This window comes from Acetobacter aceti, assembly GCF_002005445.1.
Lineage (GTDB): Bacteria > Pseudomonadota > Alphaproteobacteria > Acetobacterales > Acetobacteraceae > Acetobacter > Acetobacter aceti_B.
Genome location: NZ_CP014692.1, coordinates 3,146,946 through 3,173,767, shown reverse-complemented (window position 1 = coordinate 3,173,767; position 26,822 = coordinate 3,146,946). Strand labels below are relative to the sequence as shown.

General features: G+C 58.9%; 24 protein-coding genes, 1 tRNA gene and 2 riboswitches. Of the genes, 18 read left to right on the top strand and 7 right to left on the bottom strand.

Annotation, left to right across the window (positions count from 1 at the left end; genetic code table 11):
• Nucleotides 1–106: 106 nt before the first annotated feature.
• The gene (locus A0U92_RS14425) at nt 107–676 is read left to right on the top strand and encodes a hypothetical protein (protein WP_010516376.1); all 570 of its coding nucleotides are present in this window, start codon (nt 107–109) and stop codon (nt 674–676) included.
• On the top strand, nt 673–1,305 hold the full coding sequence (locus A0U92_RS14420) for a glutathione S-transferase family protein (RefSeq protein ID WP_010516374.1): 633 nt from the start codon (nt 673–675) through the stop codon (nt 1,303–1,305). The genes A0U92_RS14425 and A0U92_RS14420 overlap by 4 nt, the downstream gene beginning before the upstream one ends.
• A gap of 241 nt (nt 1,306–1,546) precedes the next feature.
• On the opposite strand, the gene A0U92_RS14415 is transcribed toward A0U92_RS14420, so the two are convergent.
• From A0U92_RS14415 to A0U92_RS14405, 3 genes are all read right to left on the bottom strand, one after another.
• Nucleotides 1,547–1,621: transfer RNA gene (locus tag A0U92_RS14415), tRNA-Gly, on the bottom strand.
• Between the two features lie 120 nt (nt 1,622–1,741).
• Entirely contained in the window at nt 1,742–2,443 is a 702-nt protein-coding gene (locus tag A0U92_RS14410) for a histidine phosphatase family protein (protein WP_077813796.1), read from the bottom strand.
• The gene (locus A0U92_RS14405; RefSeq protein WP_077813795.1) at nt 2,440–4,617 is read right to left on the bottom strand and encodes a hypothetical protein; all 2,178 of its coding nucleotides are present in this window, start codon (nt 4,615–4,617) and stop codon (nt 2,440–2,442) included. The genes A0U92_RS14410 and A0U92_RS14405 overlap by 4 nt, the downstream gene beginning before the upstream one ends.
• Before the next feature lie 179 nt (nt 4,618–4,796).
• Here A0U92_RS14405 and rfbB point away from each other — a divergent pair, with 179 nt between their 5' ends.
• The 8 genes from rfbB to rho all read left to right on the top strand — a co-directional run bounded on the left by rfbB (nt 4,797) and on the right by rho (nt 12,584).
• A complete protein-coding gene (gene rfbB / locus A0U92_RS14400; protein ID WP_077813794.1) occupies nt 4,797–5,855 on the top strand; it encodes a dTDP-glucose 4,6-dehydratase in 1,059 nt (352 codons plus the stop codon).
• 51 nt (nt 5,856–5,906) lie between these two features.
• Entirely contained in the window at nt 5,907–6,785 is an 879-nt protein-coding gene (gene rfbA, locus A0U92_RS14395; RefSeq protein ID WP_187668965.1) for a glucose-1-phosphate thymidylyltransferase RfbA, read from the top strand.
• Nucleotides 6,786–6,898: 113 nt separating this feature from the next.
• Nucleotides 6,899–7,459 (top strand): dTDP-4-dehydrorhamnose 3,5-epimerase, encoded by a 561-nt coding sequence (gene rfbC, locus A0U92_RS14390; protein WP_077813792.1) that lies wholly within the window; start codon nt 6,899–6,901, stop codon nt 7,457–7,459.
• Complete coding sequence (gene rfbD / locus A0U92_RS14385; RefSeq protein WP_077813791.1) at nt 7,456–8,361, top strand: dTDP-4-dehydrorhamnose reductase; 906 nt, start codon at nt 7,456–7,458, stop codon at nt 8,359–8,361. Before rfbC ends, rfbD begins: the two co-directional genes overlap by 4 nt.
• Before the next feature lie 30 nt (nt 8,362–8,391).
• Nucleotides 8,392–9,387, top strand: a complete 996-nt coding sequence (locus A0U92_RS14380; protein ID WP_077813790.1) for a glycosyltransferase — start codon at nt 8,392–8,394, stop codon at nt 9,385–9,387.
• 164 nt (nt 9,388–9,551) lie between these two features.
• Nucleotides 9,552–10,529, top strand: a complete 978-nt coding sequence (locus tag A0U92_RS14375) for a magnesium transporter CorA family protein (protein ID WP_077813789.1) — start codon at nt 9,552–9,554, stop codon at nt 10,527–10,529.
• A gap of 17 nt (nt 10,530–10,546) precedes the next feature.
• Nucleotides 10,547–11,107 carry a hypothetical protein gene (locus A0U92_RS14370; protein WP_077813788.1) on the top strand — a complete coding sequence of 187 codons (561 nt, stop codon included), beginning with the start codon at nt 10,547–10,549 and terminating at the stop codon, nt 11,105–11,107.
• Between the two features lie 181 nt (nt 11,108–11,288).
• The gene (gene rho / locus A0U92_RS14365) at nt 11,289–12,584 is read left to right on the top strand and encodes a transcription termination factor Rho (protein ID WP_077813787.1); all 1,296 of its coding nucleotides are present in this window, start codon (nt 11,289–11,291) and stop codon (nt 12,582–12,584) included.
• Between the two features lie 304 nt (nt 12,585–12,888).
• Here rho and A0U92_RS14360 read toward each other — a convergent pair whose 3' ends face one another.
• A complete protein-coding gene (locus tag A0U92_RS14360) occupies nt 12,889–13,938 on the bottom strand; it encodes a HoxN/HupN/NixA family nickel/cobalt transporter (RefSeq protein ID WP_077813786.1) in 1,050 nt (349 codons plus the stop codon).
• Nucleotides 13,928–14,458, bottom strand: a complete 531-nt coding sequence (locus A0U92_RS14355; protein ID WP_236748167.1) for a TonB-dependent receptor domain-containing protein — start codon at nt 14,456–14,458, stop codon at nt 13,928–13,930. Before A0U92_RS14355 ends, A0U92_RS14360 begins: the two co-directional genes overlap by 11 nt.
• A gap of 104 nt (nt 14,459–14,562) precedes the next feature.
• A riboswitch (cobalamin riboswitch) is annotated at nt 14,563–14,769 on the bottom strand.
• A gap of 128 nt (nt 14,770–14,897) precedes the next feature.
• Nucleotides 14,898–14,975: riboswitch (Fluoride riboswitch) on the top strand.
• Between the two features lie 196 nt (nt 14,976–15,171).
• Here A0U92_RS14355 and A0U92_RS14350 point away from each other — a divergent pair.
• The 3 genes from A0U92_RS14350 (at nt 15,172) to A0U92_RS18365 (ending at nt 16,677) form a co-directional block, all read left to right on the top strand.
• Complete coding sequence (locus A0U92_RS14350; protein ID WP_077813785.1) at nt 15,172–15,990, top strand: universal stress protein; 819 nt, start codon at nt 15,172–15,174, stop codon at nt 15,988–15,990.
• Between the two features lie 33 nt (nt 15,991–16,023).
• Complete coding sequence (gene crcB / locus A0U92_RS14345) at nt 16,024–16,437, top strand: fluoride efflux transporter CrcB (protein ID WP_077813784.1); 414 nt, start codon at nt 16,024–16,026, stop codon at nt 16,435–16,437.
• 72 nt (nt 16,438–16,509) lie between these two features.
• Complete coding sequence (locus tag A0U92_RS18365; RefSeq protein WP_236748166.1) at nt 16,510–16,677, top strand: hypothetical protein; 168 nt, start codon at nt 16,510–16,512, stop codon at nt 16,675–16,677.
• 449 nt (nt 16,678–17,126) lie between these two features.
• On the opposite strand, the gene A0U92_RS18460 is transcribed toward A0U92_RS18365, so the two are convergent.
• Nucleotides 17,127–17,258, bottom strand: coding sequence for a hypothetical protein (locus A0U92_RS18460; RefSeq protein WP_257788153.1), 132 nt, complete (start codon nt 17,256–17,258; stop codon nt 17,127–17,129).
• On the opposite strand from A0U92_RS18460, the gene A0U92_RS14335 reads away from it, so the two are divergent.
• Entirely contained in the window at nt 17,257–19,563 is a 2,307-nt protein-coding gene (locus A0U92_RS14335) for a phosphocholine-specific phospholipase C (protein WP_236748165.1), read from the top strand. The genes A0U92_RS18460 and A0U92_RS14335 overlap by 2 nt on opposite strands.
• A gap of 161 nt (nt 19,564–19,724) precedes the next feature.
• Here A0U92_RS14335 and A0U92_RS14330 read toward each other — a convergent pair whose 3' ends face one another.
• On the bottom strand, nt 19,725–21,065 hold the full coding sequence (locus A0U92_RS14330) for an MFS transporter (protein WP_077813782.1): 1,341 nt from the start codon (nt 21,063–21,065) through the stop codon (nt 19,725–19,727).
• A 548-nt stretch (nt 21,066–21,613) separates the two neighbouring features.
• On the opposite strand from A0U92_RS14330, the gene A0U92_RS14325 reads away from it, so the two are divergent.
• The 4 genes from A0U92_RS14325 (at nt 21,614) to A0U92_RS14310 (ending at nt 26,805) form a co-directional block, all read left to right on the top strand.
• Complete coding sequence (locus A0U92_RS14325; protein WP_236748164.1) at nt 21,614–22,438, top strand: DsbA family protein; 825 nt, start codon at nt 21,614–21,616, stop codon at nt 22,436–22,438.
• Nucleotides 22,439–22,752: 314 nt separating this feature from the next.
• Nucleotides 22,753–24,177: an NAD(P)/FAD-dependent oxidoreductase gene (locus A0U92_RS14320; RefSeq protein WP_077813781.1), complete on the top strand. Its 1,425-nt coding sequence runs from the start codon at nt 22,753–22,755 to the stop codon at nt 24,175–24,177.
• Nucleotides 24,161–25,369 carry an NAD(P)/FAD-dependent oxidoreductase gene (locus A0U92_RS14315; RefSeq protein WP_236748163.1) on the top strand — a complete coding sequence of 403 codons (1,209 nt, stop codon included), beginning with the start codon at nt 24,161–24,163 and terminating at the stop codon, nt 25,367–25,369. The genes A0U92_RS14320 and A0U92_RS14315 overlap by 17 nt, the downstream gene beginning before the upstream one ends.
• Nucleotides 25,366–26,805 (top strand): FGGY family carbohydrate kinase, encoded by a 1,440-nt coding sequence (locus A0U92_RS14310; RefSeq protein WP_077813780.1) that lies wholly within the window; start codon nt 25,366–25,368, stop codon nt 26,803–26,805. The genes A0U92_RS14315 and A0U92_RS14310 overlap by 4 nt, the downstream gene beginning before the upstream one ends.
• Nucleotides 26,806–26,822: the final 17 nt, after the last annotated feature.

The following is a 26,822-nucleotide window of genomic DNA, read 5'->3' as shown; positions in this document are numbered from 1 at the left end:
ACTCTCTGCCTTCGCCATGAAGCCATCGCAATATCCGCGCTGCGGTGCAAAATGCTCTTGTGGCATAGTGCGCTAATGTACCACCTCGCCGAAGAGAAATGGAAGCATGATGAACCTATTGGACGAATTCATCCCGCGCTTCGATTTCAGCGAGCGACACAGTGTCGATATCTCCGCCCCGGCCAGTCGCATCATGAACGCGGTGGCTGCATGGCGGAATCAGGACGATCCGCTGGTTCGTGCCGCCATCCGCCTGCGCGAAATGCCCGCCCGGCTGTTAGGCCATGCGCGGCAACGGAATCTGGACCTCACCGACTTCACGCTGCTGGAACGGCGAGGCGATGCCGCCCTGGTCTACGGCCTCGTCGGCGCGTTCTGGCGGGCGGATTACGGATTGTGCGACATTCCCACAACGGACGCTTTTCTCACCCCTTGCCATGATGACGTCTGCAAGCTCGCTCTGGGCTTCTCCATCCAGCCGGGACCACACGGTACCCAGTTGCTGGTGACGGAAACCCGCGTGTTTTGCGCCATGGACCGGGCCAGGCGTCGCTTCACGCCCTATTGGTATCTGATCCGCCCGGTCAGCGGCCTGATCCGCCGCCGCATGCTCGCGACCATCCGGGAACAGTCGGAGTCTCCGCCCTCTCATCACCCGCGCGCAGCATTGCCATGAAGCTTTACGACTACCCCACCGCCCCCAATCCACGGCGTGTGCGCTTCTTCATCGCCGAGAAAGGGCTGACGATTCCTATCGTTACAGTTGATCTGGCGAAGCACGAGCAGTTCGCGCCCACGTTCCGCCTCCTTAACCCCTCCTGCACCGTTCCCGTCCTGGAACTGGACGACGGCACCGCGATCAGCGAGGTGCCCGTCATCTGCCGTTATCTGGAGGAGTTGCATCCCGATCCCCCTCTGATGGGCGCGACGCGAGAACAACGCGCCATCATCGGCATGTGGGACCGGCGCATGGAGATCGACGGCTATCTTGCCGCGATGGAAGCCGTACGGAACAGCCTGCCGGGACTGTCGGGCCGCGCACTGGTCGGACCACACGGCTATGCGCAAATCCCCGAGCTTACCGCGCGCGGCCGTCAGAGGCTGGCCGATTTCATGGCCGATCTGGACACCCGGCTGCGCGATGTACCCTATGTCGCGGGCAATGCCTTCTCGATCGCTGACATCACCGCGTTCGTCACGCTGGATTTCGCCCGTAGCCGACTGAAGCTGGCATTGCCAGACGAGGCCTCCGCCCTGCATGCATGGGTCACGAGCATCGCGAAACGGCCAGGAGCACAGGCATGACGGCCTTTGCCATACTCTTGTTAGCCGGCATCTCGTTCAAGAGCGCTGTTCTACTTATGAACATCACCCGCCCGAACATCCTGACGATGTGTGCCACGGGATTCGGCACGCTACGCCGTAGCCACCCCCGATTTGCTCCGGGCTGCTTACAAAATGCTTACATTCCTGTGCTACGGCACACTGTAAACAAAAAACGGTCCCGAAGGAACGTCTTTAACCGCCTGATTTTCCTTGGAAAATCTGGAGCGGGCGATGGGATTCGAACCCACGACCCCAACCTTGGCAAGGTTGTGCTCTACCCCTGAGCTACGCCCGCTTCGTCTGCGATGAGCGGTGATTTAAAGCAGGCTTCCACGCTGTGCAAGCCCTTCAGTGCAGATTCCGCGTAATTTTTTCTTCAGTGAAACGTCGGTGGCGGTAGAGCAATAAAAACCGGTCAGATCCCCGGCAGTTCGTTTGCGGTCACGACCCGCCAGACTCCGTCATGGCATTCAAGAATCGTGAGCGAAAGATTCTGGATCGAGAAATGCAGGGCGGTGTCAGCGTCAATCCTGAGCGCATGCGCCAGCGCGGCCCTGATGGCGCCGCCATGGCTCACGACGACCATATCCCGTTTCGCATGACGGACCGCCAGCGTGCTCAGCGTATGGCCGACACGCTGGCAGACATCGACCATGCTTTCTCCGCCCGGCGGTCGTTCCTCGCCCGAAAGGGGCCAGAAGTAATGGGGCGCACGCTCAAGCCGCTTCGGGAACTCGGCGTGCGGCAGGCCCTGCCATTCCCCCAGTTCCTGCTCCAGAAAACCCGGCTCGACAGTCACGCTCCTCTCGCCATATCCCGCATTCTGAATGGCTTCCGCCGTGCGACGGGTGCGGGAGAGGGGAGTGATGAACCACGATGCATCAGAAGGCAGACGCCGGGCCAGGGCCTCATACATGGGCTGCTGCGCAACAAGGCTGTCCGGACAGAGGGGCACATCCATCGTGCCATACATCATGGCGCGCGCATTCTGTTCCACGAGAGCGTGCCGGATCAGCCAGAAACGGGTGACACCTCTTTCAAGCCGGGGCGCATCAAGGAAGTTTCCCTGATTTTTCTGCTCTTCAGGGCACGCGGCCGGGACGGCTGAAGCCATCATTTCTCTCCATTCTGTTGTGACAGGCTGCGCTCCGGAGCTGGAACGGACAGGGTGGCGGGCGCGTAAGTCGGTAGCGGGTCATACCGCGCAATGCGTTCCCAGTGATGACAAATCAGGGAAATTTTTGCGAGAATCAGGCGGGCGTCGGCAATTTCACGCGCCAGACGCACTTCCGTGCTCAACTCTGCGTGAATCGGCTCACCGGAGACCAGCCGGGCCCCGGCTGAAATTCTCAGGGCGCCAGCCATATCTCCCTTCAGAGCCTTGCTGGGCATCGCAACAGGCTGGCCAATATGACAGAGCAGGCCGGCTACGACGCTTTCGCGCTCCGGTTCATCGGGACGGAAAACCGGTCTGAGGTCAGCGTTCAGCCAGTGATAGAGGAGACGGGTTTTCTCAAGCTCAAGCGGGATGAAGGCGTCGGTGTCGTTGCTGTCCGGAGCGCGAACCAGAAAGCTGAGGATGGTGGTCATGTCATCCCAGGACTCCGGCAGGACAGCCCGCACAGGCGTCGGCGTGTCCAGCAGCAGAATGTCCGGGCATTGCGCCATGGCCTCCCTGACGCCCGACAGAAAACGCTCAAGACGCCAGCGTGTCTCCAGCGGTGGAACGGAAGCGAGCGCTTCCATTTCAGCCAGAGCCGCGGTCCAGCGTAGAATGAGGCCGTGATTCACAGCCTCTGACAGATTATGGGTGGCTGCGCACTCAGGCCACTCACCGCAGCCTGCGTAGGCTTTCAGGCCGGCGGGTAAAACACCGTGATCAAGTCGTGACCGCCAGGCCTCGGGCAGGAGAAGGGCCCCGCAGAAAGGCGGTCCCGTGAAGAATTTTGATCCCGTGACCATGACGGCGCGTCCGGCCTGGACCCACCCGCCGATGCGGGAGGGCATCAGGCGCGCCTGACAGGCATCGACCACGATATCGCAATCCTGCCCGAACTTTTTGGAAAAAGCCTCCAGTGCCGTCTCATTGGGAGCCAGAAGGCCGGTTTTGGAGAGGTCCAGCTGGTGCAGGAGCACATGACGACCTGCCCGGGTCGCCCGCTCCACATGAGTCCGGCACTCTTCTGTCAGAATGGCTTCGTCCACTTCGCTTCCGTCCGGATTCCGCAGCCGGACTTCCTCAACCGCATCCGCGGCGATGGAGCCGAAGCCTTCGATGCAGTTGCCGCGAGGAACATGCGGACTATGCGCCGTGTCTGTGGCGAAGTGGCAGCCTGCGGCGGCCAGCGGAACGCCCCGGCCGGTTTCTTCAGGAGCGATGAGGATGTTGGTGACCGGCTTGTGTGCCGGATTCATTTCCGCGATCGCGAGCGCCGCCAGTTCGCAGTCGGTTCCAGATGGCGCGAGAATGACACGCTCGCCGTCGGGCAGGCCATAATATCGAGCCAGCCTGTTACGCACGTTACGTGCCGTTTCAAGAAGCGTTGAATGGCTACAGTCGTATAGCAGGGCCCTTTGCAACTGAATCCGGACTCGCTCCGCCGCCGCAAAGCCGCGCTCTGAAACGGAAGAAGCCGTGGACGAGGCAAAAGTCGCAGCCCAGGGGCGAGGCCGGTGCGAGCAGCCGTAATGGTTGAGGCCGCTACGGGGATCAAGCTGGAGTCGCGCATCGCCTCCGGACGCCATCAGGACTTCCAGCGGTCCGATGAGCGCCCATACTTTTGTCAGCCACGAGAAAACAGCCTCAAATAACGGGAGGGATGGTGTCGTGGCGCTTTTCATCCCGGCAGGGAGATGGGTTTCCAGCGTTTTCCATATCCGCATGAGAACAGATGATGGTGGCGGCTCGTCGCCTTTCATGAGGAGGAGCCCTTCAGGCGAGGGCAGACCCTGCCCAGACCCTTCATCGAGCGCTTCGAACAGTGCCGCGGTTCGAGCGGCGGCAAAACTGGCCCTCAGCAGAAGCGGCAGAGAGGGCTGGCCGGTCTCCTGGGTCAGGAGTCCCTCAAGCAGAAGTGACAGTTCCAGACCATGCCGGATGGTCCAGGCCGGTCCGGCCTGAAGGGTTCTGTCCGGGAAGACAAGCCGCATCCTGTCCGGTGTATTTCCGCTGATATCGAAGGTGGAAGCGCAACGTCCCGCCACAATCGCGGCACGTGTTTCTTCCGCCACACAACGAAGATCAGGCCGTTTCAGGAAGTGAAAAACTGCGAGGGCGGACGACTGTGCCAATATGAGAGCATCCTGTTGCCGTTAAATGAACATCAAGAGTGCCATAAGTATGGTTAATTCGATACTCAGGTGTGTCGCCTGTTGTAACAGATGCGTGACGTGACGTGCTGGCGGTACCGGCCAGCCTTCGCTATAGGCTGTAGTGCCCTTATGGAAGGCACTCGAAACGGGATGATTTGATGCGTATTCTTCTCACTGGCGGATGTGGATTTATCGGATCCGCTGTTGTGCGCCATATTATCGGCGCTACCGAACACTCGGTGCTCAATGTGGACTGCATGACTTACGCCGCGTCACCGGAAACGGTGGCGGCCGTCGCGTCGTCAGATCGTTACCAGTTCGCACAGGTCAACATCACGGATGGCCCGGCGCTGGCGAAGCTGTTCGAGGAGTTCCGTCCCGACGCTGTCATGCATCTGGCTGCTGAAAGCCACGTGGATCGCTCCATCGATGGTCCCGGCGTGTTCATCCAGACCAACGTGGTCGGAACCTATACGCTGCTTGAAGCCACCCGCACCTACTGGCAGACACTGGACGAAGCTGCCCGCAAGGCGTTCCGGTTCCACCACATCTCCACTGACGAAGTCTTTGGCGCGCTGGAGCTGGACGATCCTCCGTTCACCGAGACCACGCCCTACGATCCACGCAGCCCGTATTCCGCTTCGAAAGCCTCTTCCGATCATCTGGTCCGCGCCTGGTATCATACCTATGGCCTGCCGACCTTCGTGACCAACACGACCAATAATTACGGCATCTGGCATTTCCCGGAAAAACTGATCCCGCTGGTCACCATCAACGCCATCGAAGGCAAGGAACTGCCGGTCTACGGCAAGGGCGAGAACGTTCGTGACTGGCTGTTCGTGGAAGATCACGCGGAAGCGCTGGTCAAGGCGGTTGAAGTCGGCAAGCCGGGCGAGACCTACGCCATCGGCGCCCGCCAGCCGCGCACGAACCTTGAGGTCGTGAAGACGATCTGCTCGGTTCTGGACGAACTTCTGCCTGATCCGGCTGGTCCGCGCGAGCGTCTTATCCGTTTCGTCACCGACCGTCCCGGACATGATTTCAAATACGAAATCGATGCGACCCATGCGGAGACCGAACTGGGCTGGAAAGCCAGGCACAACTTCGAGTCAGGTATCCGTCGGACCATCCAGTGGTATCTCGATAATCGTGACTGGTGGGAATCCATCCGTTCACGTCGCTATACTGGCGAACGTCTCGGTCAGGCCAAGAAATAAACCCTCCGGAAGCGCATAATCATGACTAAAGCACCACCAGTCGAGACCAACATGAAGGGTATTCTGTTGGCCGGAGGTTCAGGCACGCGCCTGTATCCGATGACACTCGCCGCCAGCAAGCAGTTGCTGCCGGTCTACGACAAGCCGATGATCTACTACCCGCTGACGACGCTCATGCTCGCCGGCATCCGGGACATCATGATCATCTCCACGCCTGCCGATCTGCCGCAGTTCAAGCGTCTGCTCGGCGACGGCTCACAGTTCGGTGTCCGCTTCGAATATCGTGAGCAGCCGACACCTGACGGCATCGCGCAGGCTTTCCTGATCGCGGGTGAGTGGCTGAAAGGCAGCCCATGCGCCCTGGTGCTTGGTGACAACCTGATCTTCGCCGATCATCTGTCCGCGCTGCTCCAGAAGGCTGGAAAGATCGAGAAGGGCGCGACCGTGTTCGCCTATCAGGTCCGTGACCCGGAACGCTATGGTGTGGTCAGCTTTGATGAGACCGGCAAGGCTCTCACGGTTGAAGAGAAACCCGCCGAGCCCGCTTCGAACTGGGCCATCACCGGCCTCTATTTCTACGATGACCGTGTGTATGACTTTGCCCGCAAGGTGAAGCCGTCCCCGCGTGGCGAACTGGAAATCACCGACCTCAACCGTTTCTACCTTGAGGAAGGCACCTTGCAGGTCGATCGTCTGGGGCGCGGCTGCGCGTGGCTGGACGCCGGACTTCCCGAGAGCCTCATGCAGGCCGGTCAGTTCGTCCACACGATTCAGGCGCGTCAGGGCATGCTTGTCGGCTCGCCGGGAGAGGTGGCCTTCCGCATGGGGTACATCACTGCGGACCAGCTTCGGGATCACGCGGCGAAAATGGGCAAGACCGAACTTGGTCGTGTGCTGAAAGAACTGGCTGACCACGGCCAGCAGGGCTGAAACTCCTGCTTCCCCCTTGCCCGGCAGACGGACAGGGGGGGAAGGTTCACCGCTGCGGTGCCTTGCTTGTTTCAGAGGGGTCGTCATGGCCCGTTTTTTATGGAGTAGAGTCTATGAAGGTCGAGCGCCTGGCTATTCCCGACGTCATTCTCGTCACACCGCCGCGATTCTCTGACAATCGCGGGTTCTTCTCCGAAACCTACAATGTTGACCGCATGAAGGAGGCCGGAATCACGCTTCCCTTCGTGCAGGACAATCAGAGCCTGTCGCGCCAGAAAGGCGTCGTGCGTGGCCTGCACTGCCAGCTCGACCCGCACGCACAGGGCAAGCTCGTGCGCTGCACCAAGGGCGCGATCTGGGATGTCGCCATCGACGCCCGCACAGGCTCCCCGACCTACGGCAAATGGGTTGCTGCCGAATTGTCCGAAGAGAACTGGTCACAGCTCTGGATTCCGCCCGGCTTCCTGCATGGTTTCTGCACTCTGACGGAAAACGCAGAGGTGCAGTACAAATGCACAGGCCTGTATGACAAGGCGTCCGAGCGTGCGGTGATCTGGAACAGCAGGGAACTGGCGATCGACTGGCCGATCAAGCCGGAAGAAGCCGTGCTGTCCGACAAGGATCTGGAAGCGCCGGAATTTTCCGCAGCCAAAGGGTGGTTCGAATACAAATGACCGATACCTCCAGCAAAGGTCCGATCCTCGTCACGGGCGGTAACGGACAGCTCGCCACCTCTCTGGCCAATCTTGGCGGCCCGCGCATTGATCGCGTCGGGCGTCCCGAGTTCGATTTCGCAAAGCCGGAAACCATCGAAGCCGTGCTTGACGCGCACAGGCCAGCCGCCGTGGTGAACGCCGCGGCATGGACGGCTGTTGACCTCGCCGAGACGGAAGTCGCCGGTGCGGATGCCGCCAACTGCACGGGACCGGCACTGCTGGCTGCGGCGTGCGCCAGCCGCAACATCCCCTTCCTTCATGTGTCCACGGACTACGTGTTTTCCGGTGACAAAGGGGCTCCTTATCTGGAGAGCGATCCGGTTTCTCCGGACACTGTCTATGGACGCACGAAGGCCGAGGGCGAGCAGAAGGTTCTGGCGGCTGATCCGAAGGCCATCATCCTGCGCACCTCATGGGTTTACTCCGCGCACGGCAAGAACTTCGTCCGCACGATGATCAATGCCGGCGCGAAGAATCCGGTCCTGAAGGTGGTGGGCGACCAGCGCGGCAATCCGACCAGTTCGGACGATCTGGCTGAGGCGATCCTCTCCATCATCGCGCTTATCGAGCGTGATGGCTGGAAAGACGGGTATGCCGGCATCTACCACGCCTGTGGTACGGGTGAAGCGACATGGCATGAACTGGCTGTCGCGGCACTTGAAAACGCAGCACGTCACGGTCAGAAGATGCCGGAAGTTTCAGCCATCCGTACGGAAGACTGGCCGACACCGGCCAAGCGTCCGGCTGATTCCCGCATGGATAACAGCAAGCTGAACAGCGTGTTCGGCGTAAAGATGCCGGACTGGCGTCAGAGCGTTACGCGCACGGTCGACACGCTGTTTTCCGACAAGGCCGGCTGACGGGCATCGCCGGGTGATGAGCGCATCTTCATGATTTCTGACGACGATGCCTCATCTCCGGCCCGTGTTCCCCGACTTGTTTCTTCAAGAGCGAGAAACGCTGCGTCCGGAGTGACAATCCTGCTGTCGGTTCACAATGGCGAAGCCTATCTGAACACACAGCTCGATTCTTTTCTGGCGCAGAATTACAGCAACTGGACACTGGTCTGGCGGGATGATGGATCATCCGATGCTTCCCGCTCCATTGTCCGCGCTTTCGCGGCTCATCGCGGCGCAGGACGCTGTCAGGAAGTTGACGCTGAAACATCGGCCTGCCTGGGTATTGCCGAATCCTACCGTCGTCTTCTGGAACATGTGCAGCCCGGCACCATGGTCGCCTTCGCGGACCAGGATGACCTCTGGCTCCCGGACAAGCTGCGGCGCGCAGTCGTAGCTCTCGGAGATATCCCGGCAGGAACGCCGGCCCTGTATTGTGCCCGGCAGATCCTCACGAACAATATTCTGCAACCCATTGGTCTCTCCCCTTTCCTGACCGCGCCTTCCGGCCGCCTTTCAGCCCTGACGCAGAACATCGCCACCGGATGCACGGTCGTATTCAACGGGAAAGCCTTTGATCTGCTCATGGCGACGCAGCCTCCGCCTCCGCTTATCCTGCATGACTGGTGGGTTTATCTGACGGTTGTGACGGCGGGAGGAGTAGTCTGCACGGATAATCGTCCGGCCCTGCTCTATCGTCAGCACAACGCCAACGCCATTGGCGCCGCGCCATCCTGGCTGAAGCGTGGCAGGGCGGCTCTCCGCAGGGGGCCGAAAGCCTTCATGGCGATCTTTCGTTCCAATCTCGACTGGCTGCTTGCCCGCAGCTTCATCCTCACGCCTGAAACAGGTGATTCTCTTGTCGTCATTCGGCAAGGACTGAAGGGAAATTTCCTTCACCGGTTATTTCTTTTGCGTCGTTTTCCCCAACTGACACGGGTTGGTTTCGCGGAAAGCGTGTTGTTCCGCCTCTGGTTTGTCTGTGGATAGCGGCGCTAACAGCCTCTGCTGGAGTGTCGGGTTTCCGCGTTTTTCTATTGCTTCTGTAGAGGCGATGGCGTCCGGCATCCGCTTTCCCTGTGGTTCGGGCGTTTGCTCCCGACGCTGCTTTTTGCGAGAACGCACACAACTGGGTTAACCGTAGGAGCGTTTTCATGTTTCTGGCTCACAGGAACGGCCAACCTGCCTGCGCGGTCGGGACGGAGAAGGACGCCGCTGGCGCTGTCTGGCTCGATCTGGTTGATCCAACGGACACGGAGCGCGATCTGGCCGCTCATCTGACCGGCAAGGTCATTCCACAGCGCAGCGATCTGGAAGAGATTGAAAGTTCTTCCAGACTTCATACCGATGATGACGCTGTTTACATGTCGCTACCGCTGGTGCGGCGCACGGAGACAGATCTTTACTCTTCCCCGATCGGTTTTGTGCTGACGCCCAACTGGCTCGTAACGGTCCGTTTTTCGGACTACGCCTCCTTCGACAACGCGGCGCGCCAGGTCGCGGAATCGAAGGCCAGTTTCAGCAGCGACGACAGTCTGGTCATGATTCTCGAATGTATTGTGGACCGTCTGGCGGATGTTCTTGAGCATGTGGGGCTCAATCTGAATCAGCTCTCGAGGGACGTATTCGCAGGATACGATCCCAAAGGCAGCACGAGACTCGCATCCTGGCAGCGCACCATTCTGCGACGGGTGGGGCATGCGGAAGATTTCAGTTCGCTGATCCGGGACAGTCTGCTTGGGCTTGACCGGATTTCGATTTTCATCAGCGAGAACCGCAAGCACACGCTGCCGAACGGTCTTGCCGCAAGGCTCGCCACAGTCAGTCGCGATGTCACGTCCCTGACGGACTTTGTCTCCCAGCTTTCCAACAAGATTCAGTTTCTGCTCGATGCGGCCCTGGGCTTTATCAGCATAGAACAGAATGACGGCATGAAGATCCTGACTGTGGTCAGCTTCATCGGCGTCGCGCCGACACTGATTGCCGGTATATACGGCATGAACTTCAAGGATATTCCCGAATTAAGCTGGGCCTATGGATACTGGTATTCCCTGTGCGCCATGGTTGTTTCGGTTATTCTGCCGCTTCTGTGGTTCTGGCGGATCGGCTGGCTCAAGACAGACAACAGATAGGTCGGAGATACCTCGATATGCTGAGATCTTTCACTCTCCCGGCTCTTGTTTTCTGCATCCTTGCCAGCGCGCCCGCATTGGCGGGGGGCGCGGAAAAGCCGCAAGAGACGACAGGCTTTCTCAACCGGATGACGACGGAACCGCAGCAGTACGGGGGTCTTTCCGGCACGGAGCCGATGCGTCTTCTGGTCGGGTTTCATTATACGGACACCCGGTCCTTCACAGGTGAGTTCGCCCAGCTTGACGCGTCCCTGCGCCCGGTCAGGGTCGGCGCACTTCATGGCATTCTCTCACCTGCCACGCCTGAGCGCAGCGCCTCCTGCTCTTTCAGGGTTGTTTTTCCGGATCGTGTCATGATTTTCAACGGGTCATGCGGGCTGGAGACGGTGTCAGGGAGTATCAGAACGCGCCTGACACCTGCCTCCCTGAATGCACAACTGCTGAATGCAATTTCGCCTGACGTCTCTACGGGACAGTATTGGTTAACAAAAACGGGTTTCAGGGCAGCTCTGACGCCTGCTCCGTACAGTCCGCCATCAGAACTGACGATCCGTGCGATAAATCACTTGACAGAATAAAAACACGTGTCTACTCGACAAACACCATTGGCGGGTTTTTTGCCAATGCGTTCCTTAAAATCAGGATTTCGCCATCGGACACGGCACATGTCGTGATATTCCGGGGCTTCACCAGACGGTCGTAAGCCTGCGAAAACCCTGACCCTCCCGGTATCCTGCCTGCCACATCAAGGCGCACTGAATGCATCTCGTTGAACTCAAGGCCAAATCTCCGGCCGATCTTCTTTCCTATGCCGAAGAACTCGGTGTGGAGAATGCTTCCTCTCTTCGCAAGCAGGAGCTTCTTTTCGCCATTCTCAAGACGCTGGCCGATAATGACCAGGCGATTTACGGCGAAGGAACACTGGAAATCCTGCCGGACGGTTTTGGCTATCTCCGTTCCCCGGAGGCCAACTACCTCCCCGGCCCCGATGACATCTATATTTCTCCCCTTCAGGTGCGCCGCTTCGGCCTGCGCACGGGCGACACGGTGGAAGGCCAGATCCGCGCCCCGCGCGACGGTGAGCGTTACTTCTCGCTGCTGAAGGTCAACACGATCAACTTCGAGCCGCCCGAAGCAGTCCGCCATCGCATCAACTTCGACAATCTCACGCCGCTCTATCCTGAGCGCCGTCTGCAGATGGAAGTCGAGGGTCAGGGCGAAGTCGAGCCTCCTCCGACCAAGGGCAAAAAGGGTACGCAGCGCGACTTCACCTCCCGCGTCATCGACCTTGTCGCGCCGATCGGCATGGGCCAGCGCGCGCTGATCGTCGCTCCGCCACGCACCGGCAAGACCGTGATGCTCCAGAGCATCGCCAGTTCGATCTCCGCCAACCATCCGGAAGTCTTCCTGATCGTTCTGCTGATCGACGAACGTCCGGAAGAAGTCACCGACATGGCCCGCTCCGTGCGTGGCGAAGTCGTGGCGTCCACCTTCGATGAGCCCGCACAGCGTCACGTGCAGGTCACGGAGATGGTGCTGGAGAAGGCCAAGCGCCTCGTCGAACACAAGCGCGACGTGGTCATCCTGCTCGACTCGATCACCCGTCTGGCCCGCGCCTACAACACCGTCGTTCCTTCATCGGGCAAGGTGCTGACCGGTGGTGTGGACGCCAACGCGCTCCAGCGTCCGAAGCGTTTCTTCGGTGCGGCCCGTAACATCGAGGAAGGCGGCTCGCTGACGATCATCGCGACCGCGCTGATCGATACCGGGTCGCGTATGGATGAAGTCATCTTCGAAGAGTTCAAGGGCACGGGTAACTCCGAACTCATCCTTGACCGGAAGCTGGCCGACAAGCGTGTCTTCCCGGCCATCGACATCACCAAGAGCGGCACGCGTAAGGAAGAGATGCTGGTCGATCGCGCCACGCTCTCCAAGATGTGGGTGCTGCGTCGTATCCTCGCGCCGATGGGCACGATGGACGCCATGGAGTTCCTGCTCGACAAGCTGAAATACAGCAAGTCGAACAATGACTTCTTTGAAGCGATGAATAACTGATTTTTCAGGTCATCGTTTCAGCGTCTGAGACGTGCCGACATTTGAAACACCGCCTCTCCGGGGCGGTGTTTTTTTATGGTCTGGATGTTTCACACACTGAAAGCAGGGGAGGGCTTCGCCCTGCTTTCGGAAAAGACGACAGCCGCTTTGTCTGCCTGCTTCAACAGGTCGGGATCAAAGGGACTGTGTCCCTTTGTGGGATGCGGGGCAAAGCCCTGAAAGCGTATTTGCCAGGCAGAGAAACGCTTTATTTAACGAATTGCGACAACCTCGGGTGTCACTCATTGAAAGAGCACCCGAACCTTTACTCCGATCTTCCAGCAGTATTTTTATACTTCCCGTAACGATAGATGATGGCGGAACCCGCCCATGCCAGAGCGAAGAGCGCGATCACAATAAAGCCAAGTGTATTGAAGCTCTCTCCCAACGACGCCATCATGTTCCAGAGCTTTCCCTGTATGTTGAACTGGTCAGCAATAAGGTTGAGCGTCTCGATGCTGCCGATGATGAGCGCGACGAGCACGGAAACCAGAGTGATGGCGATATTGTAACGGAGTTTGCGCAGGGGATCGACAAAAGCCCACTGGTAAGCGCCCGTCATCAGCACCCCGTCCGCCGTGTCAATGAGAGACATTCCCGCCGCAAAAAGCGCTGGAAAAACCATAATGGATGCAAGGGCGATACCATGGCTGGCTTCGGATGCCGACAGGCCCAGCAGGGACACCTCTGTTGCCGTGTCGAAGCCCAGGCCGAAGAGGAATCCGAGAAAAAACATATGCCAGCTTTTGGAAACCAGCTTGAATAGCGGTCTGAGAAACCGCGCCAGCACGCCTTTCTGCTCCAGAAGTTTCTCGATGCTGTCAGGCTTTTCCTCAGGGTGCTTTTTGGCGTTTCGGTAGGTCTTCCAGGTTGAGAGCAGAACCAGAAGATTGATCAGGGCCAGAACGAACAGGAAGGTTGCCGAAACAACCGTGCTGATCACACCTCCTATATCTCGCCACGCATCGAGGCGATCCTGCAGGGTGTGTGACAGCATGATCGTGCTGAATGTCGCAATCATGACAATTGTCGAATGTCCCATCGCAAACCATAGACCCAGCGTCAGGGGGCGTTTGCCCGCCTGTATGAGCTGGCGGGTCACGTTATCGATGGCGGCGATATGGTCCGCATCCACGGCGTGTCTGAGTCCGAACCCGTAGGCAATGAGGGCATTGCCCAGCAGAACGGGGGAGTGTCTGAAAAGCACCAGTGCCCATATCCAGATTCCCAGATTGGCAAGAAGCAGACAGATTCCCAGCACGATGATCCGGAGACGGAGAGCGGGCTTGTGCCCTTGCGCGAGATCAGACGCCATACTGCACCGCAGATCGCGCCGAGATCGGCTTAATGGGATGGCCGGTTGCTCCGGACTGCGCCGCCGAGGCCGGTCTCAGGCGGTAATCATAGGCGTATTGCGCGGCGTAGGCATGGGCATTGAAGACGCTGGCTTCCAGTTTGAGAGTCTTCGTGAAGCGGTAACTGATGTTCAGATTGACCTCCTGATAGCCCTTCGATCGCAGACTGTTGTCTTCAACCAGTGGATAACCGCCAGGCCAGCGGACCTGCAGGCCGCCATACCATGGCCCATGATCAGCAATGATACCAAAGGACCAGACAAAGCTGGGCGCGTTTGTCACATGGTGTCCGTCAATGCCGTAGCTGGCCAGATTTCTAGCCTGATAGCGCGCCTTCGCAAAAGACAGATCGGTAGACGGCCTTCCAACCAGAAAAGAGAAGCAAAGGGGGAGCGCTGGATAGTGTTGATGCAAAGCCAATCGTTGCGGACGAAGGTCGCCGTCACGTTCGTTGTGCCTGTCCGGAAACAGTAAAGCCATCTGATGCCTGTTCGGTATGACAGGAACAGGGCAGAAGCGTTCGCACACAGTTCTCCAGACGGGGAACCGCAATGCCCGACACAGCCGCCCCGGGCACCCCGCCGGTGGTTGAAACATGCATGGCAGGTCTCCTGGCTCATGGGTCATCGCGGCCAATCAGTCTTCCCGGAAATAAACGGTTTCCAGTGACATACAGGCGATTGGCAACTCGCCATTTACAGTTGCGGGGGCAGCGCCGGCATTATACCGGACTTCCCTCTTAGCTTCTTCCTGCAAAAACAGAATGAAGAACCATACAGAATGTACCAGAACTGCAATGACCTCATCATGTCAATGCTGGATACGCGTCGGCATTCCGGATGTTGGCCCTGATGCCTGCCAGTGAGTGTCGATTTTCCTGTCAGGTTGCTTGACGAAAGGCTGTCACGCTTGCACACTGGCAGCAGAAGGCAATGGATTCTGCCTGACCTTTCCGAAGGTCAAACCGCTCAACGGAGCTGATGATTCCTACCTCGCTAAAGAAGCGCCGAGGGAGGGGTCTGTCCAGAATCATGAGTCATCTTTTTTCCAGAAACCGTCATGCACAAAATCTGCTTCGACGGGGTGTGCATTATCCTGTGGCCTTGCGAGAAATCATGCAGGCATCCTTGCGGCCACGCCAAGAAAATAGCCGGATTTCCGGACAGCATTCTTAAGTCACAGGGAAAGTGGCCATGCGCATTCTCGTCATTCTTGATCGCCCTGAGACAGCGCTTTTCACGCTGGAAACAACACGTCTTCTTTTGAAAAAAATCCCTGATTCTGATGTCAGGATTCTTCATCCACGTGCTGCTGTCGATCCAAGATTCCAGTCACCGGATGAAGGTCTTCCCACTGTCGATGAAAGGACACGATTTGAGAGCGAGGGAATGGCTCGATCTTTTGCCTTGCACAAGATTTTTGAACAGTGGCTTGCCTCTTCACATCCATCGGGAGTCATTGAGTGGAGTGAGGTCTCCGGTGTCCCCCGAAAGCTTGTCGCTGATCAGGCCGCGCAGGCTGATCTGACAGTCCTGGGCCGTCCACTTGCCGATGATCCTGATTATATCAGACAGGCTTTTGATGGAGCGTTATATGATGCTCAGGCGACAGTGCTCATCACCCCGCTTCAGCACAGGCAGACTGTGGCGGTTCACCCGGTGATTGCATGGCATCCGTCATCCAGTCTGGATCAACTCATCCTTCAGGCGCGCCCACTGCTGGAACGGGCTTCCCGCGTCACATTCATTATTGGCGAAACACGGGAGAATGAAGAGCAGACACCGGAAATCGTTCAGGTTCTGCGTTCTGAAAATATCGAAGTTTCCGTTGATCGTTTCATAATTTCCTCCTCCATTGCCGGAGAGGAGATCAGAAAACGCGCCCTTTCAGCCGGAGGCGATCTTCTGATCATGGGGGCTTACACCCACTCGCATTTTCTCGAATGGCTTTTCGGTGGCGTGACGCAGGATATCCTTGCGCACGATACTCTTCCCATTCTGACGCACCACTGAAACAGAGTTCCCGGACCGGAGACAGAACAGGATATGCCCACAACCCTACTACCGACGATCCTTATTGCGCTGGGCGGGGCCGCAGGAACCCTTCTGCGATACTGGATCGGCCTCGCGATGGCGCGCTGGAGCCAGTCGCTTCCCTGGGGAACTATTCTGATCAATGTGACCGGTTCTTTCGCCATTGCTTTCTTCGCCGGGCTGACGGCGGGTGGCGGGCGTCTACAGGTCTCCGATACCGCCCGTCTGGTGTTCATGGTGGGTATCTGCGGAGGCTATACGACGTTCTCCTCCTTCAGCCTTCAGACACTTGATCTGCTCCGCAATGGAACTCCTGAACGTGCCCTTCTGAATATCGGATTGTCCGTCGCGCTCTGCATGATGTCTGTTGCGGCAGGGTATTTTGCTGCACAGGCTCTTAATCAGGTTCATTCCGCTGTGGGATGAGTGCCTGATCAGCCAGTTTTCCTCTGCGCCCTGCGATATATTTCTGCGTAACGCCCTGACCGCACTGGTTCTGTGGCCATCGCTGGCGGTGCGTCATGGATCGTGGCGTTCGCGGCGGGGGTGTTCGTTCTCCCCGCCGCTTTCCCCGCCGGTCTGGGTGGCGAACTTGCAGACCGGATGGACAGGGCCCGGCTGATCCGCATCCTGAAAATGTCCGAAATCCCGATCGCCTGCTGCTGACCGGACAGAAGGGAGCGACAGTGCCGGAACTTGGCGTGGTCGGACTGGCTGTTCTCTCATGCCATCTCGGATGGCATGTTTGTCACATAAATCTCACGATCAAAAAAATCATTCTTCACACGACAGTTTTCTGAATGGTCGATGGGCTTTGATGACAGCGCAGAGAGGGAGCCCTGCCCCGTTTGTCCGCTTCATGACAGAAGCCGCTAAAAATCCCTGTCTGATGGGCCTGATAACGTCGTTGTCGGCAAAGGAGTGTCACGATGAAACCTGTCCATAAAATAAAACTCTGGTTTGATTGAACTGTCGACGGTTGACCTTAAAACGTCATTAAAAATAGGTTGAGTATTGCCGAAAAGAGTTTCTAAGAAGCGTCCGGGATGACTTGATGAAATGATCATTCAGGCAGGATGTATATATTTACATTTTTTTGCACTATTTTGAATGATTCATTTCAACAGTTCCTGGCGACTCAACAGGCAGTGATGCTTTACCCGGATTCGAGGCTCCTCTTCCATCATGACGATCAACATATCAAAGCGGAATTTCCTGCGATCTTCGCTCGGCTCAGCTGCTGCCATGGCAACCCTTTCCACCTTCCCGCCGGCCATTCGCCGCGCGCTCGCCATCGATGCGCACAACGCCACGGGAACCATCATGGACGTGAAACACGTCGTGATGCTGATGCTGGAAAACCGGTCCTTCGACAGTTACTTCGGGACGTTCAGGGGCGTGCGTGGATACGGTGACCGCTTCCCTATTCCTACGCCCAACGGCGCCAACATCTTCTATCAGAACTATACGAAAAGCAGTGTCACAAGCACACTGATTCCGTATCATCTCGATGAGACAAAGGGCAACGCTCTCCGTGCAGGCGGCACGCCGCACACATGGTCGGACGCACAGGCCGCCTGGGATAACGGACGCATGAGCTCCTGGCCGACGGCCAAGACGCCGCTCTCGATGGGCTATTACGAGACATCGGAAGTACCGTTCCATCGTGCGCTGGCAGATGCCTTCACGATCTGTGATTCCTATCATTGCGGTATGCACACGGGGACAATCGCCAATCGTCTGTTCTACTGGACGGGCACCAACGGTCCGAACGGCATCAGTCCCATTGATGGCAGCCGCGTCGAAGTGGCGGGTCTGAACAATCAGTTCAACGGCGGAAACGATATCGGCGCGTCGACGACGGGATGGACCTGGACCACCTATGCGGACCGTCTGGAGTCAGCCGGTGTCAGCTGGAAAGTTTACCAGAGCCTGATCGACAATTTCGGCTGCAACGAGATGATGGGTTTCCGTCACTGGCGTGCCGCCATCGAAAAAATGCCCGCCGAGAGACGGCCTCTGTATGTCGGTGCGGAAGATATCACGCAGGATGTGACGGCGGCGGGTCCGTTCTACGATTCCAGCATTGACGATGCGCTCAGCCCGCTCGCCAAGGGCTTTGGCAACACGATGCCTTACGGTTTCCTTGAGACATTCCGTGAGGATATTCAGAGCGGCACGTTACCGGAAGTCTCATGGATCATTCCGCCATCCGCCTATAGCGAACATCCTTCTCCCTCCAGCCCGACACAGGGTGGCTGGTACATTCAGGAAGTGCTCGACGCCCTCACGTCCAATCCGGAAGTCTGGAGCAAGACCGTTCTGCTCGTGAACTATGATGAGAATGACGGCTTTTTTGACCATCTTCCGCCTCCATCAGCACCTTCCCATAACGCTGACGGTACGCTCGCCGGTGGCAGCACGCTCAGCGATGACGCCATGGCGGTGGAATACCACAACTTCACGCCGGCCACGTCCAGTCAGCCTGCGATAGACGGTCGTCCTTATGGACCCGGTCCGCGTGTCGCCCTGTGGGCGATCTCGCCATGGAGCCGTGGTGGTTTTGTCAATTCCCAGGTCTTCGATCATACCTCGACACTGATGTTCCTTGAACAGCGTTTCGGTGTGACGGAGCCACAGATCAGCGACTATCGTCGTGCAATCTGTGGGGATCTGACTTCATGCTTTGACTTCGTAAATCCGAACAGACGGGCGATCCCGACATTGTCCGGCCGCAGCACCAAGGATGACGCGGACAGTCTTGCCGTTGCCCAGAAGGCGGAAGCAGCGATTGCCGTTCCTGCCGCGACGACCGCCTCCACGCTGCCGAAGCAGGCGACAGGCGCCCGTCCTTCTCGCGCGCTTCCTTACGAACTGCATATCTCATCTCATGTCGATGTGAGCGAAGGCACGGTCACGCTTCACTTCACCAATACAAGCTGTGATGGCGCAGGCGCTGTTTTCCACGTCTATGACCGCAACCATCTTGATCTCGTGCCGCGCCGTTATGTGGTGGAGGCCCAGAAGGACATCAGAGGTGTCTGGACACCGACAGCGGACGACAGGGGCAGCTATAATCTCTGGGTGCTCGGTCCCAACGGCTATCACCGTGAATTCACGGGCAACATCACGGAACTGAGCAACGGCAGCCACCCCGAGATCGAGATTTCCTACAAAACGCGTGGCAGAGCGGAAATCCTTGTGCATCTGCACAACCACGGCCGTCACCCCTGCTCTTTCATGGCGACATCGGAAGCCTATGCAGTCGACGGGCCAAATGGTGTTCGCGTCGCACCGGGTGGCAGAGCCGAGCTTCGTTGGCCGGTCGAGGAAAACGGCAACTGGTACGATTTCACAGTGACATGCAGCGCGTCCGCATCCTTCAGGCGACGCTTTGCAGGGCGTATCGAAACCGGCGAGGATTCCATTTCTGATCCGGCTATGGGAGGCGGTCACGCAACAGGCCATCGTCCGCAGCCACCTCATCATCATGAGGACATGTGGCCTGGTTTCCGGGAAGAAGATCCCATGATGGGCCACCACAGTTTCTGATGACAGCACCCTGCAGGATGGAGCATCCGCTTCGTCCGGCAGGGGTCCCGGATTATTGTAAAAAAAAACGGCATCGATCCCGTGGGGGCGACGCCGTTTTCCATTTCAGAGCTGACTGACGGCCATCATCACCACCCATCAGCTCTACTGACACCATCTCATCAGATGGCGTGTTCCATCGCATAGGCTTCGCGATCACGGAGACTCTGCTTCTTTTCCAGCATCTCTGTATGACGGCGCGCTTCCGGCGAAACGCGGAGACAGAGCGTCAGTATGCCCGCGGCCAGATACAGGCCGGAGAAGCTCCAGATCACGCCTTCAAGACTCATGCCGAACCAGGATTCACAGATCCCGACAACAGCCGGACCGACCCAGGTGCTGGCGCCCGCGCCAAGGCCGAGGATGGACAGGGCGGCTGCCTTTTCCTTCGGGCAGATCAGGGGCATCAGGCCGGACATCGGCACGAAGGCTGCGACGGTGCCGCCATAGATGAAGCCTGCCAGAGCCGCGAGCGGGAAGTTGCCGGGGAACCAGAGCGGCACATAATAGAAGAGCGGAATGGTGATGCAGCAGCCGATGCATCCGCCAACTGCCACGACAAAGCGATGTCCGAGCTTGTCGGCCAGCATGCCCGCAGCAAGGTTGAACAGGATGTTGCCCAGAAAGATCAGTGACAGCAGATCGAGCCACTGGGCCTGCGAGAAATGCAGCACGTCGACAAAGAAGGCCGGCATGATCGCAAGAAACGCATATTCGGACGAGGTGTTGACCGTGCGGATGACACCGGCAGCGAGCGTCTTGGGTTCGCGCCATGTGATGCTGATCGAGCCGAAGAAGGCTTTTTTCTTGTCGGCTCCGGCAGGCAGGAGAGACCTGGAGCCCGTCGGTTCGCGGACGAACAGGAGAGCCACCAGGCCACCCAGAATGACAAGGCCCAGCGAGCACCAGAAAGTCGCCAGTTCACCGATATAGGGGATGGTGTAACGCGCGAACTGCGAGCCGAGCGTGGGGAGGCCGGCCGAGAAGGAGAACCAGAACCAGCCAGCGGCGGAGCCAAGCATGCGGGCCGGGGTCGCGGCGGCGATCCACACCAGAAAACCATAGGCGAACAGCGGGTAGGCGAAGCCGCGCAGCGTGTAGAACAGCAGCGTCATGGTCAGGTTGTCAGGTCCGAGACCCAGCGACAGAAAACCGACTTCGAGGGCGGCCCACATGACAAGTCCGGCCCACATGGTGCGGCGCGGTCCGTACAGATCGGAAAGGGGGCCTGCAAGCCATGCCGAAATCATGACGGTCACGCCATAGGTGGTGAACATGAGGTTCACGTCGCCCTGGGTATGGCCGTGGTGAAGCATGTAGGTATCGAGATATCCGGCCTCCACGCCGTCACCGACCATGAAAAGCAGCAGGCCGATGAAACCGAACAGCAGGGGCTGGGGGATACCAAGACGCGCGACGATGCCACGCTTTTCCGTAGATGTCTGAGGGGTTGTCCCTGACAAGACGCTTTCTCCTTATGAAGTTTTCAATTCACCAAGCGACACGGCACAGTTGGATGGAAACTCCGGGTGCAGGCGTGTGTGATGGATGGCGCCATGGATATGGCGTCACGGCTTGTGTTACGTACGGATCAGAGACATTCCCTGCAAGTACAATGAACGATCAATGCGCTTATCATAAAGAAACGCAGAGTCATTTTCAATTTATTTTTTACAAATATAGATTGTATTTTCTACTTTAATTCGATATGTTTTTATAAGTGTGTTTTGAAATCTAAAAACAATATAAAAAATTACTATTTAATTTCATGTTTTATTTTTACTGTATTTAAACTCTGAATGCCATGAGGTTTTCCATAAAAATAATCCCGGAAAGATCATGGTTTTTCTGAACGAATCTGATTAATAAAAAATTATATTATGAAAAATTGTTTTTATATATACAAACTTTTAAATATGAGAAAACATTCCAGATCGAATCGGAAAAACTTCGATTTACACAACGTAGATTCAATCAGAGAGAATTCGTTCGTTCTCCGGACATTGCCGTAATGCACATCCGAGAGCAGCCGTTCACACCGCTTTATCTCTCCGCTACACTCAGCACCATGATATGCAACCAACGCTTCCGGGTCCGTACCGCACTGCTTGCCGTGCTGGCCTCCACCTCCCTGTTCAGCAGCCTGTCCGCCCGTGCGGATAGTGGCTTCTCCCCGACCCAGCGCAAAGAGATCGTCGATATCGTGCGCGAGGCCCTGAAACAGGACCCCTCCATTCTCGCCGACGCCGTCGCCGCCATGCGCGCTCAGGGTGAAGCGGCGCAGCAGGCCGCCAGCCTGAAGGCCGTGCATGAAAACGCCGGCAAGTTCAGCGCGACCACCACCGACGTCGTACTGGGCAACCCGCAGGGTTCCGTGACGGTCGTTGAGTTCTACGATCCGCGCTGCCCTTACTGCCGCAAGGTGCTGCCGGTGATCGACCGACTGGTGGCTGAAGATCCGAACCTCCGTTTTGTCGAGAAGGTGATTCCGGTACTGGGACCGAACAGTCAGCTTGAAGCGCAGGCGCTGCTGGCTGCGGCCCGCCAGAATGCCTATCTCAGGTTCCAGCATGCCCTGATGCTGGACAGCCAGCCGCCCTCCATCGACCGTATCCGCTCCATCGCCAGATCCGTGGGCCTCGATGTGGCGACGCTTGAGAAGGACATGAAGGGGGCTGACGTCACCAGTCTGCTCAATGAAAATCTCGAACTGGCTCGCAAGGTTGGCGTCGATGGCACGCCGACCTTTATCATCGGTGAGAAGACCGTCATTCCGGGCGCGGCGTCTGAAGCCGACCTGAAGGCCGCCATTGCGGCAGCGCGGAAAACCAAATGATCCGTGGGGACCGGATTGCGCTCCGGTCCCGTCTCTCGGGGCGTTCCCTGCGCCGGCAACGGCCTTCCCCAAAACGGGATGACGCCGACCGATCAGCGGCGATAAACGCCACAAGCATCTGAGAGCGCGGCTGCAAAGCGAGGTCGCCCGGCCTCCTGCTCTGTCTGCCCCTCTGTCTGAAAATTCTTTTTGTCTTGCGGCGTCTGTCTGATCAGGCGCGCGCGTTGCGGCCAATGCCCCGTCAACCTTGATCTTGTTGCGGTGGGAAAACATAATCCGGGCATGATGATCGCAGAGCTTTTCTGGACAGGTGGATGACGGAGACAGTGGCTGGTGACAGCCTTTATGACATAGCGATCATCGGCGGAGGGGTCGTCGGCTGCGCTGTCTTCCGCGCCTGCGTGCTGGCTGGCGCGCGCACCGTGTTGCTGGAAAAGAGTGGCGATCTGCTGGAAGGCGCGAGTAAGGCCAACAGCGCCATTCTCCACACCGGTTTTGACGCCACGCCGGACACGCTGGAAGCATCCTGTGTGCAGCGTGGTTACGCCCTGTATCGCGAACTCTGCGTCGACATGAACCTGTCCGTGGTGGAAACCGGCGCCATGGTTGTGGCGTGGACAGAGGACGATCTCGCGCAGTTTCCGAAAATCATCGAAAAGGCGGCGCGCAACGGCGTGACGGTCAGGCGTCTGGATGCGCGTGAAACGAGGGAGCGTGAGCCCGCGCTGGCAGGCGATGTGCGCGGCGCAGTGCTGGTCGAGGGCGAGCACCTGATCGATCCATGGTCCGCGCCCATGGCCTATGCGCGACAGGCGATCCTCAATGGTGGCACGCTGATACGGCAGGCACGGGTTGAGCGCGGCGTAAGGCGGGAAGGCGTCTGGCATCTGGATATCGCGGGCAGACCAGCCATGCAGACCCGGACGGTCATCAACTGCGCCGGGAATTATGGCGATCTGGTCGAAGCCATTGCGCGACCTTCGCCGTTCCGGATCACGCCCCGCAAGGGCCAGTTCGTGGTCTTCGACAAGACGGCTCATGATCTGTTCCGCACGATCATCCTGCCGGTGCCGACGGCGCTGACGAAAGGCGTGGTGGTCACGCGCACGGTGTTCGGCAATGTCCTTGTCGGCCCGACCGCCGAGCCGCAGGAGGAACGCGAATTTCCGACAGTCGATCACGATAATCTTGAAGCGCTGCGCAAAGCCGCTTTCCGGATTATCCCCGCCCTGCGCGAGCATGATGTCACCACGACCTATGCGGGCCTGCGCCCCGCCACGCAGTTCAGTGACTATCAGATCGAAGCGCTGAAAACCGAAGGCTGGATCACCGTGGGTGGCATCCGTTCGACCGGCCTGACCGGCGCGCTGGGAATCGCCGAGCATGTCGTGACGCTGTATCGCGACCGTTTCGCGGACCCTGCGCCACTGGAGAATGTGGCTCTGCCGCAGATGCCCAATCTGGTCGATGAACTGCCGCGTCCATGGATGCAGCCGGAGCGCGGGCCGATCGCCTGTCACTGTGAGCGTGTCACGGAGAAAGAGATCGAAACCGCGCTGAAGGACGAGGTGCTTCCGACAGGCACGCTGGGCGGCCTGCGACGCCGCACACGCTGCATGATGGGCCGCTGTCAGGGTTTTTACTGTACACGCCGGGTCATGGAACTCGCGAAGGCGCATCTGCCGGGACTGGTCACGCCGATCGGGGAGAACCAGAGGGGAGATGGGCGCGATGTATGACGTGCTGATCGTCGGCGCGGGGCCTGCCGGGCTCAGTGCGGCCCGTGTCCTGAAGCATGCGGGCGTCGAGAAAATTGCCGTGCTGGAGCGTACGGGTGAGCCGGGCGGCCTGCCGCGTTATTGCGGCCATCCGGGGTTTGGCATGCTGGATTTCGGTCGGGTGTGGAGGGGACCGCGCTACGCCCGCGCACTGACGGAGGCGGCAGGTGTGCCGATCCTGACCGATACGACCGTAACGGGGATTGAGTCTGGCGGTGTCGTGCATGTGTCCACGGAACGCGGGCCTGAAACATGGCAGGCCCGCGCCATTCTGCTGGCGACCGGCACGCGGGAGACCCCGCGTGGACCAAGGCTTGTCTCCGGCACACGGCCCTGGGGTGTGACCACAACCGGCGCGTTTCAGGAAATGGTGATGAAGGGTCTGCGTCCTTTCCGGAAACCGGTCATCATCGGCAGTGAACTGGTGTCGTTTTCCGCCCTGATGACGGCGCGGCATGGACGGGTGAAACCTGTCGCCATGATCGAGCAAAACGCACGCATCACGGCACAGCGTCCGGCCGAGGTGCTGGCGTCGATGGTGTACGGCACGCCCATCCTGCTGAACACGCAGCTCGTTTCGATCCTTGGAGGCGACAGGGTCGAGGGCGTGGAAATCGAGCAGGACGGAGAGCGGCGGACACTGGCCTGCGATGGTGTGGTGTTCACAGGACAATTCGTGCCGGATGCCATTCTGGCCCGCACTTCCGGTCTTGCGCTGGATGGTGGCACGCGCGGTCCGGCGATTGATTCGACTTTTCGCACACAGGATCCGCGGGTCTTCGCAGCGGGCAATGTGTTGCGGGCAGTGGAACATTCCGGACAGGCGGCGCTGGAAGGACGCGCCGCCGCACGGATGATCCTGCGGGCGCTGGAGGGGAGGCTTCCAGACCCCGGTTCCGCCGTGCCGGTGACCTGTGGACAGGGAGTGGCCAGCGTCTGGCCACAGCGTCTCCATGCCGCGCCACGGGGCAGGATCGTCCTGCATGCGCGGATGGAAACACCGCAGCGGGGCGTGCTTCGTCTGTCGGATGAGCGCGGCCGCACGGTGGCGCATCGACGTGTAAACGTCCTGCCTGAGCGGCGGGTGGAACTGGCTGTTCCCGCCGCCGCGCTGTCGGGCGTGTCCGCACTCCGGCTGGAGGTGGAGCAATGAAAAGCTGCCTCGCCATTGATCAGGGGACGACCGGCACCAAGGCTTACCGGGTCTGGAGCGACGGACGGATGGAACTGGTGGGACGACGCTCGCATCAGCAGTTCCTGCCTGCGCCGGGACTGGTCGAGCATGATGCGGAAGAGATCCTGCGTCACATCGAGGAACTGATCGCCGAGGCCGGTCCGATTGATGCGCTCGCGCTGGCCAATCAGGGCGAGACCGTCGTGGCGTGGGATGCCGAGACCGGCGTGCCCGTTGGTCCCGCCATCGTGTGGCAGGACACGCGCACCGCCGCTGTCGTGGCGCGCATGAAGGAAGAGGGGCTGGAGCCCGAGATCAGGGCGCGATCCGGTCTGCCGCTGGACTGCTATTTCTCGGCTTCCCGGCTGCGCTGGTATCTGGACCACGTGCCGCAGGCCCGCCTCCTGCGGGAGCAGGGACGGCTGCGTTTCGGCACCAGTGACGCTTTCTTCCTTGATCGCCTGTGCGGTGTCTTCGCCACCGACGTCTCCACGGCTTCACGCACTTCACTGATGAATCTGCGGACGTGTGAGTGGGATGAGACGCTCTGCCGTCTATTTGACGTTCCCATGGACTGCCTGCCGTCCATCCGGCCGACTGTCGGTGATTTCGGGCTGCTGCGTGACCGGAACGTGCCGGTCCGTGTGAGCGCTGTCGATCAGCAGGCCGCGCTGTATGGCCATGGGCTCCAGCATCCCGGTGATGTGAAGATCACATTCGGCACAGGTGCTTTCGCTCTGGCGCTGGGAGGCGAGAGATCATGTGAAGGCGGTGAGGGCGGCGTGCTTCCCACTGTGGCATGGCAGCCTGCGGGGCAGCCTGCCGTCTATGCGCTGGAAGGCGGCATCCTGACGGCGGGGGCAGCGGTCAACTGGGTGGAAAGTCTCGGGCCGGACTTCTCCTGCGCGGATGAAGCAACGCTCGAAGCCGCGCAGGCGGCGGAAAAGGGTGTGTTCTTTCTGCCGGCGTTGCAGGGACTGGGCTGCCCATGGTGGCAAAGGGACGCACGGGGGAGCTGGGTCGGGCTTGGGCTGGATACGCGTCCGGCCGACATGGCGCGGGCTGTGCTGGAAGGGATTGCCTTTCGTTCGGTGCAGCTTGTGAGAACATTCGCTTCGGCGACGGGACAGACCGCCACACGCATTTCTGTTGATGGTGGTCTGGTGAACAATCGCTGGTTCATCCAGTTTCTGGCGAACTGCCTCGGGGCAACGGTGCATGTGCCAGAGCAGATTGATATGACGGCGGCAGGGCTGGGGCGGTTCTGGCTTGATGGCGAAGGCGATCAACCGGAAACGGCGGATGCAGAGGGCTGGCGGGTGGTTGAGCCCCGGCCAACCGGAGCGGAAATCCTCTGGCAGGCCGCGTTTGATCAGGTGACGCGGCAGTCGATCGAGCGGTGTGCAAAAAGCTGATTGCATCATTGCAATAT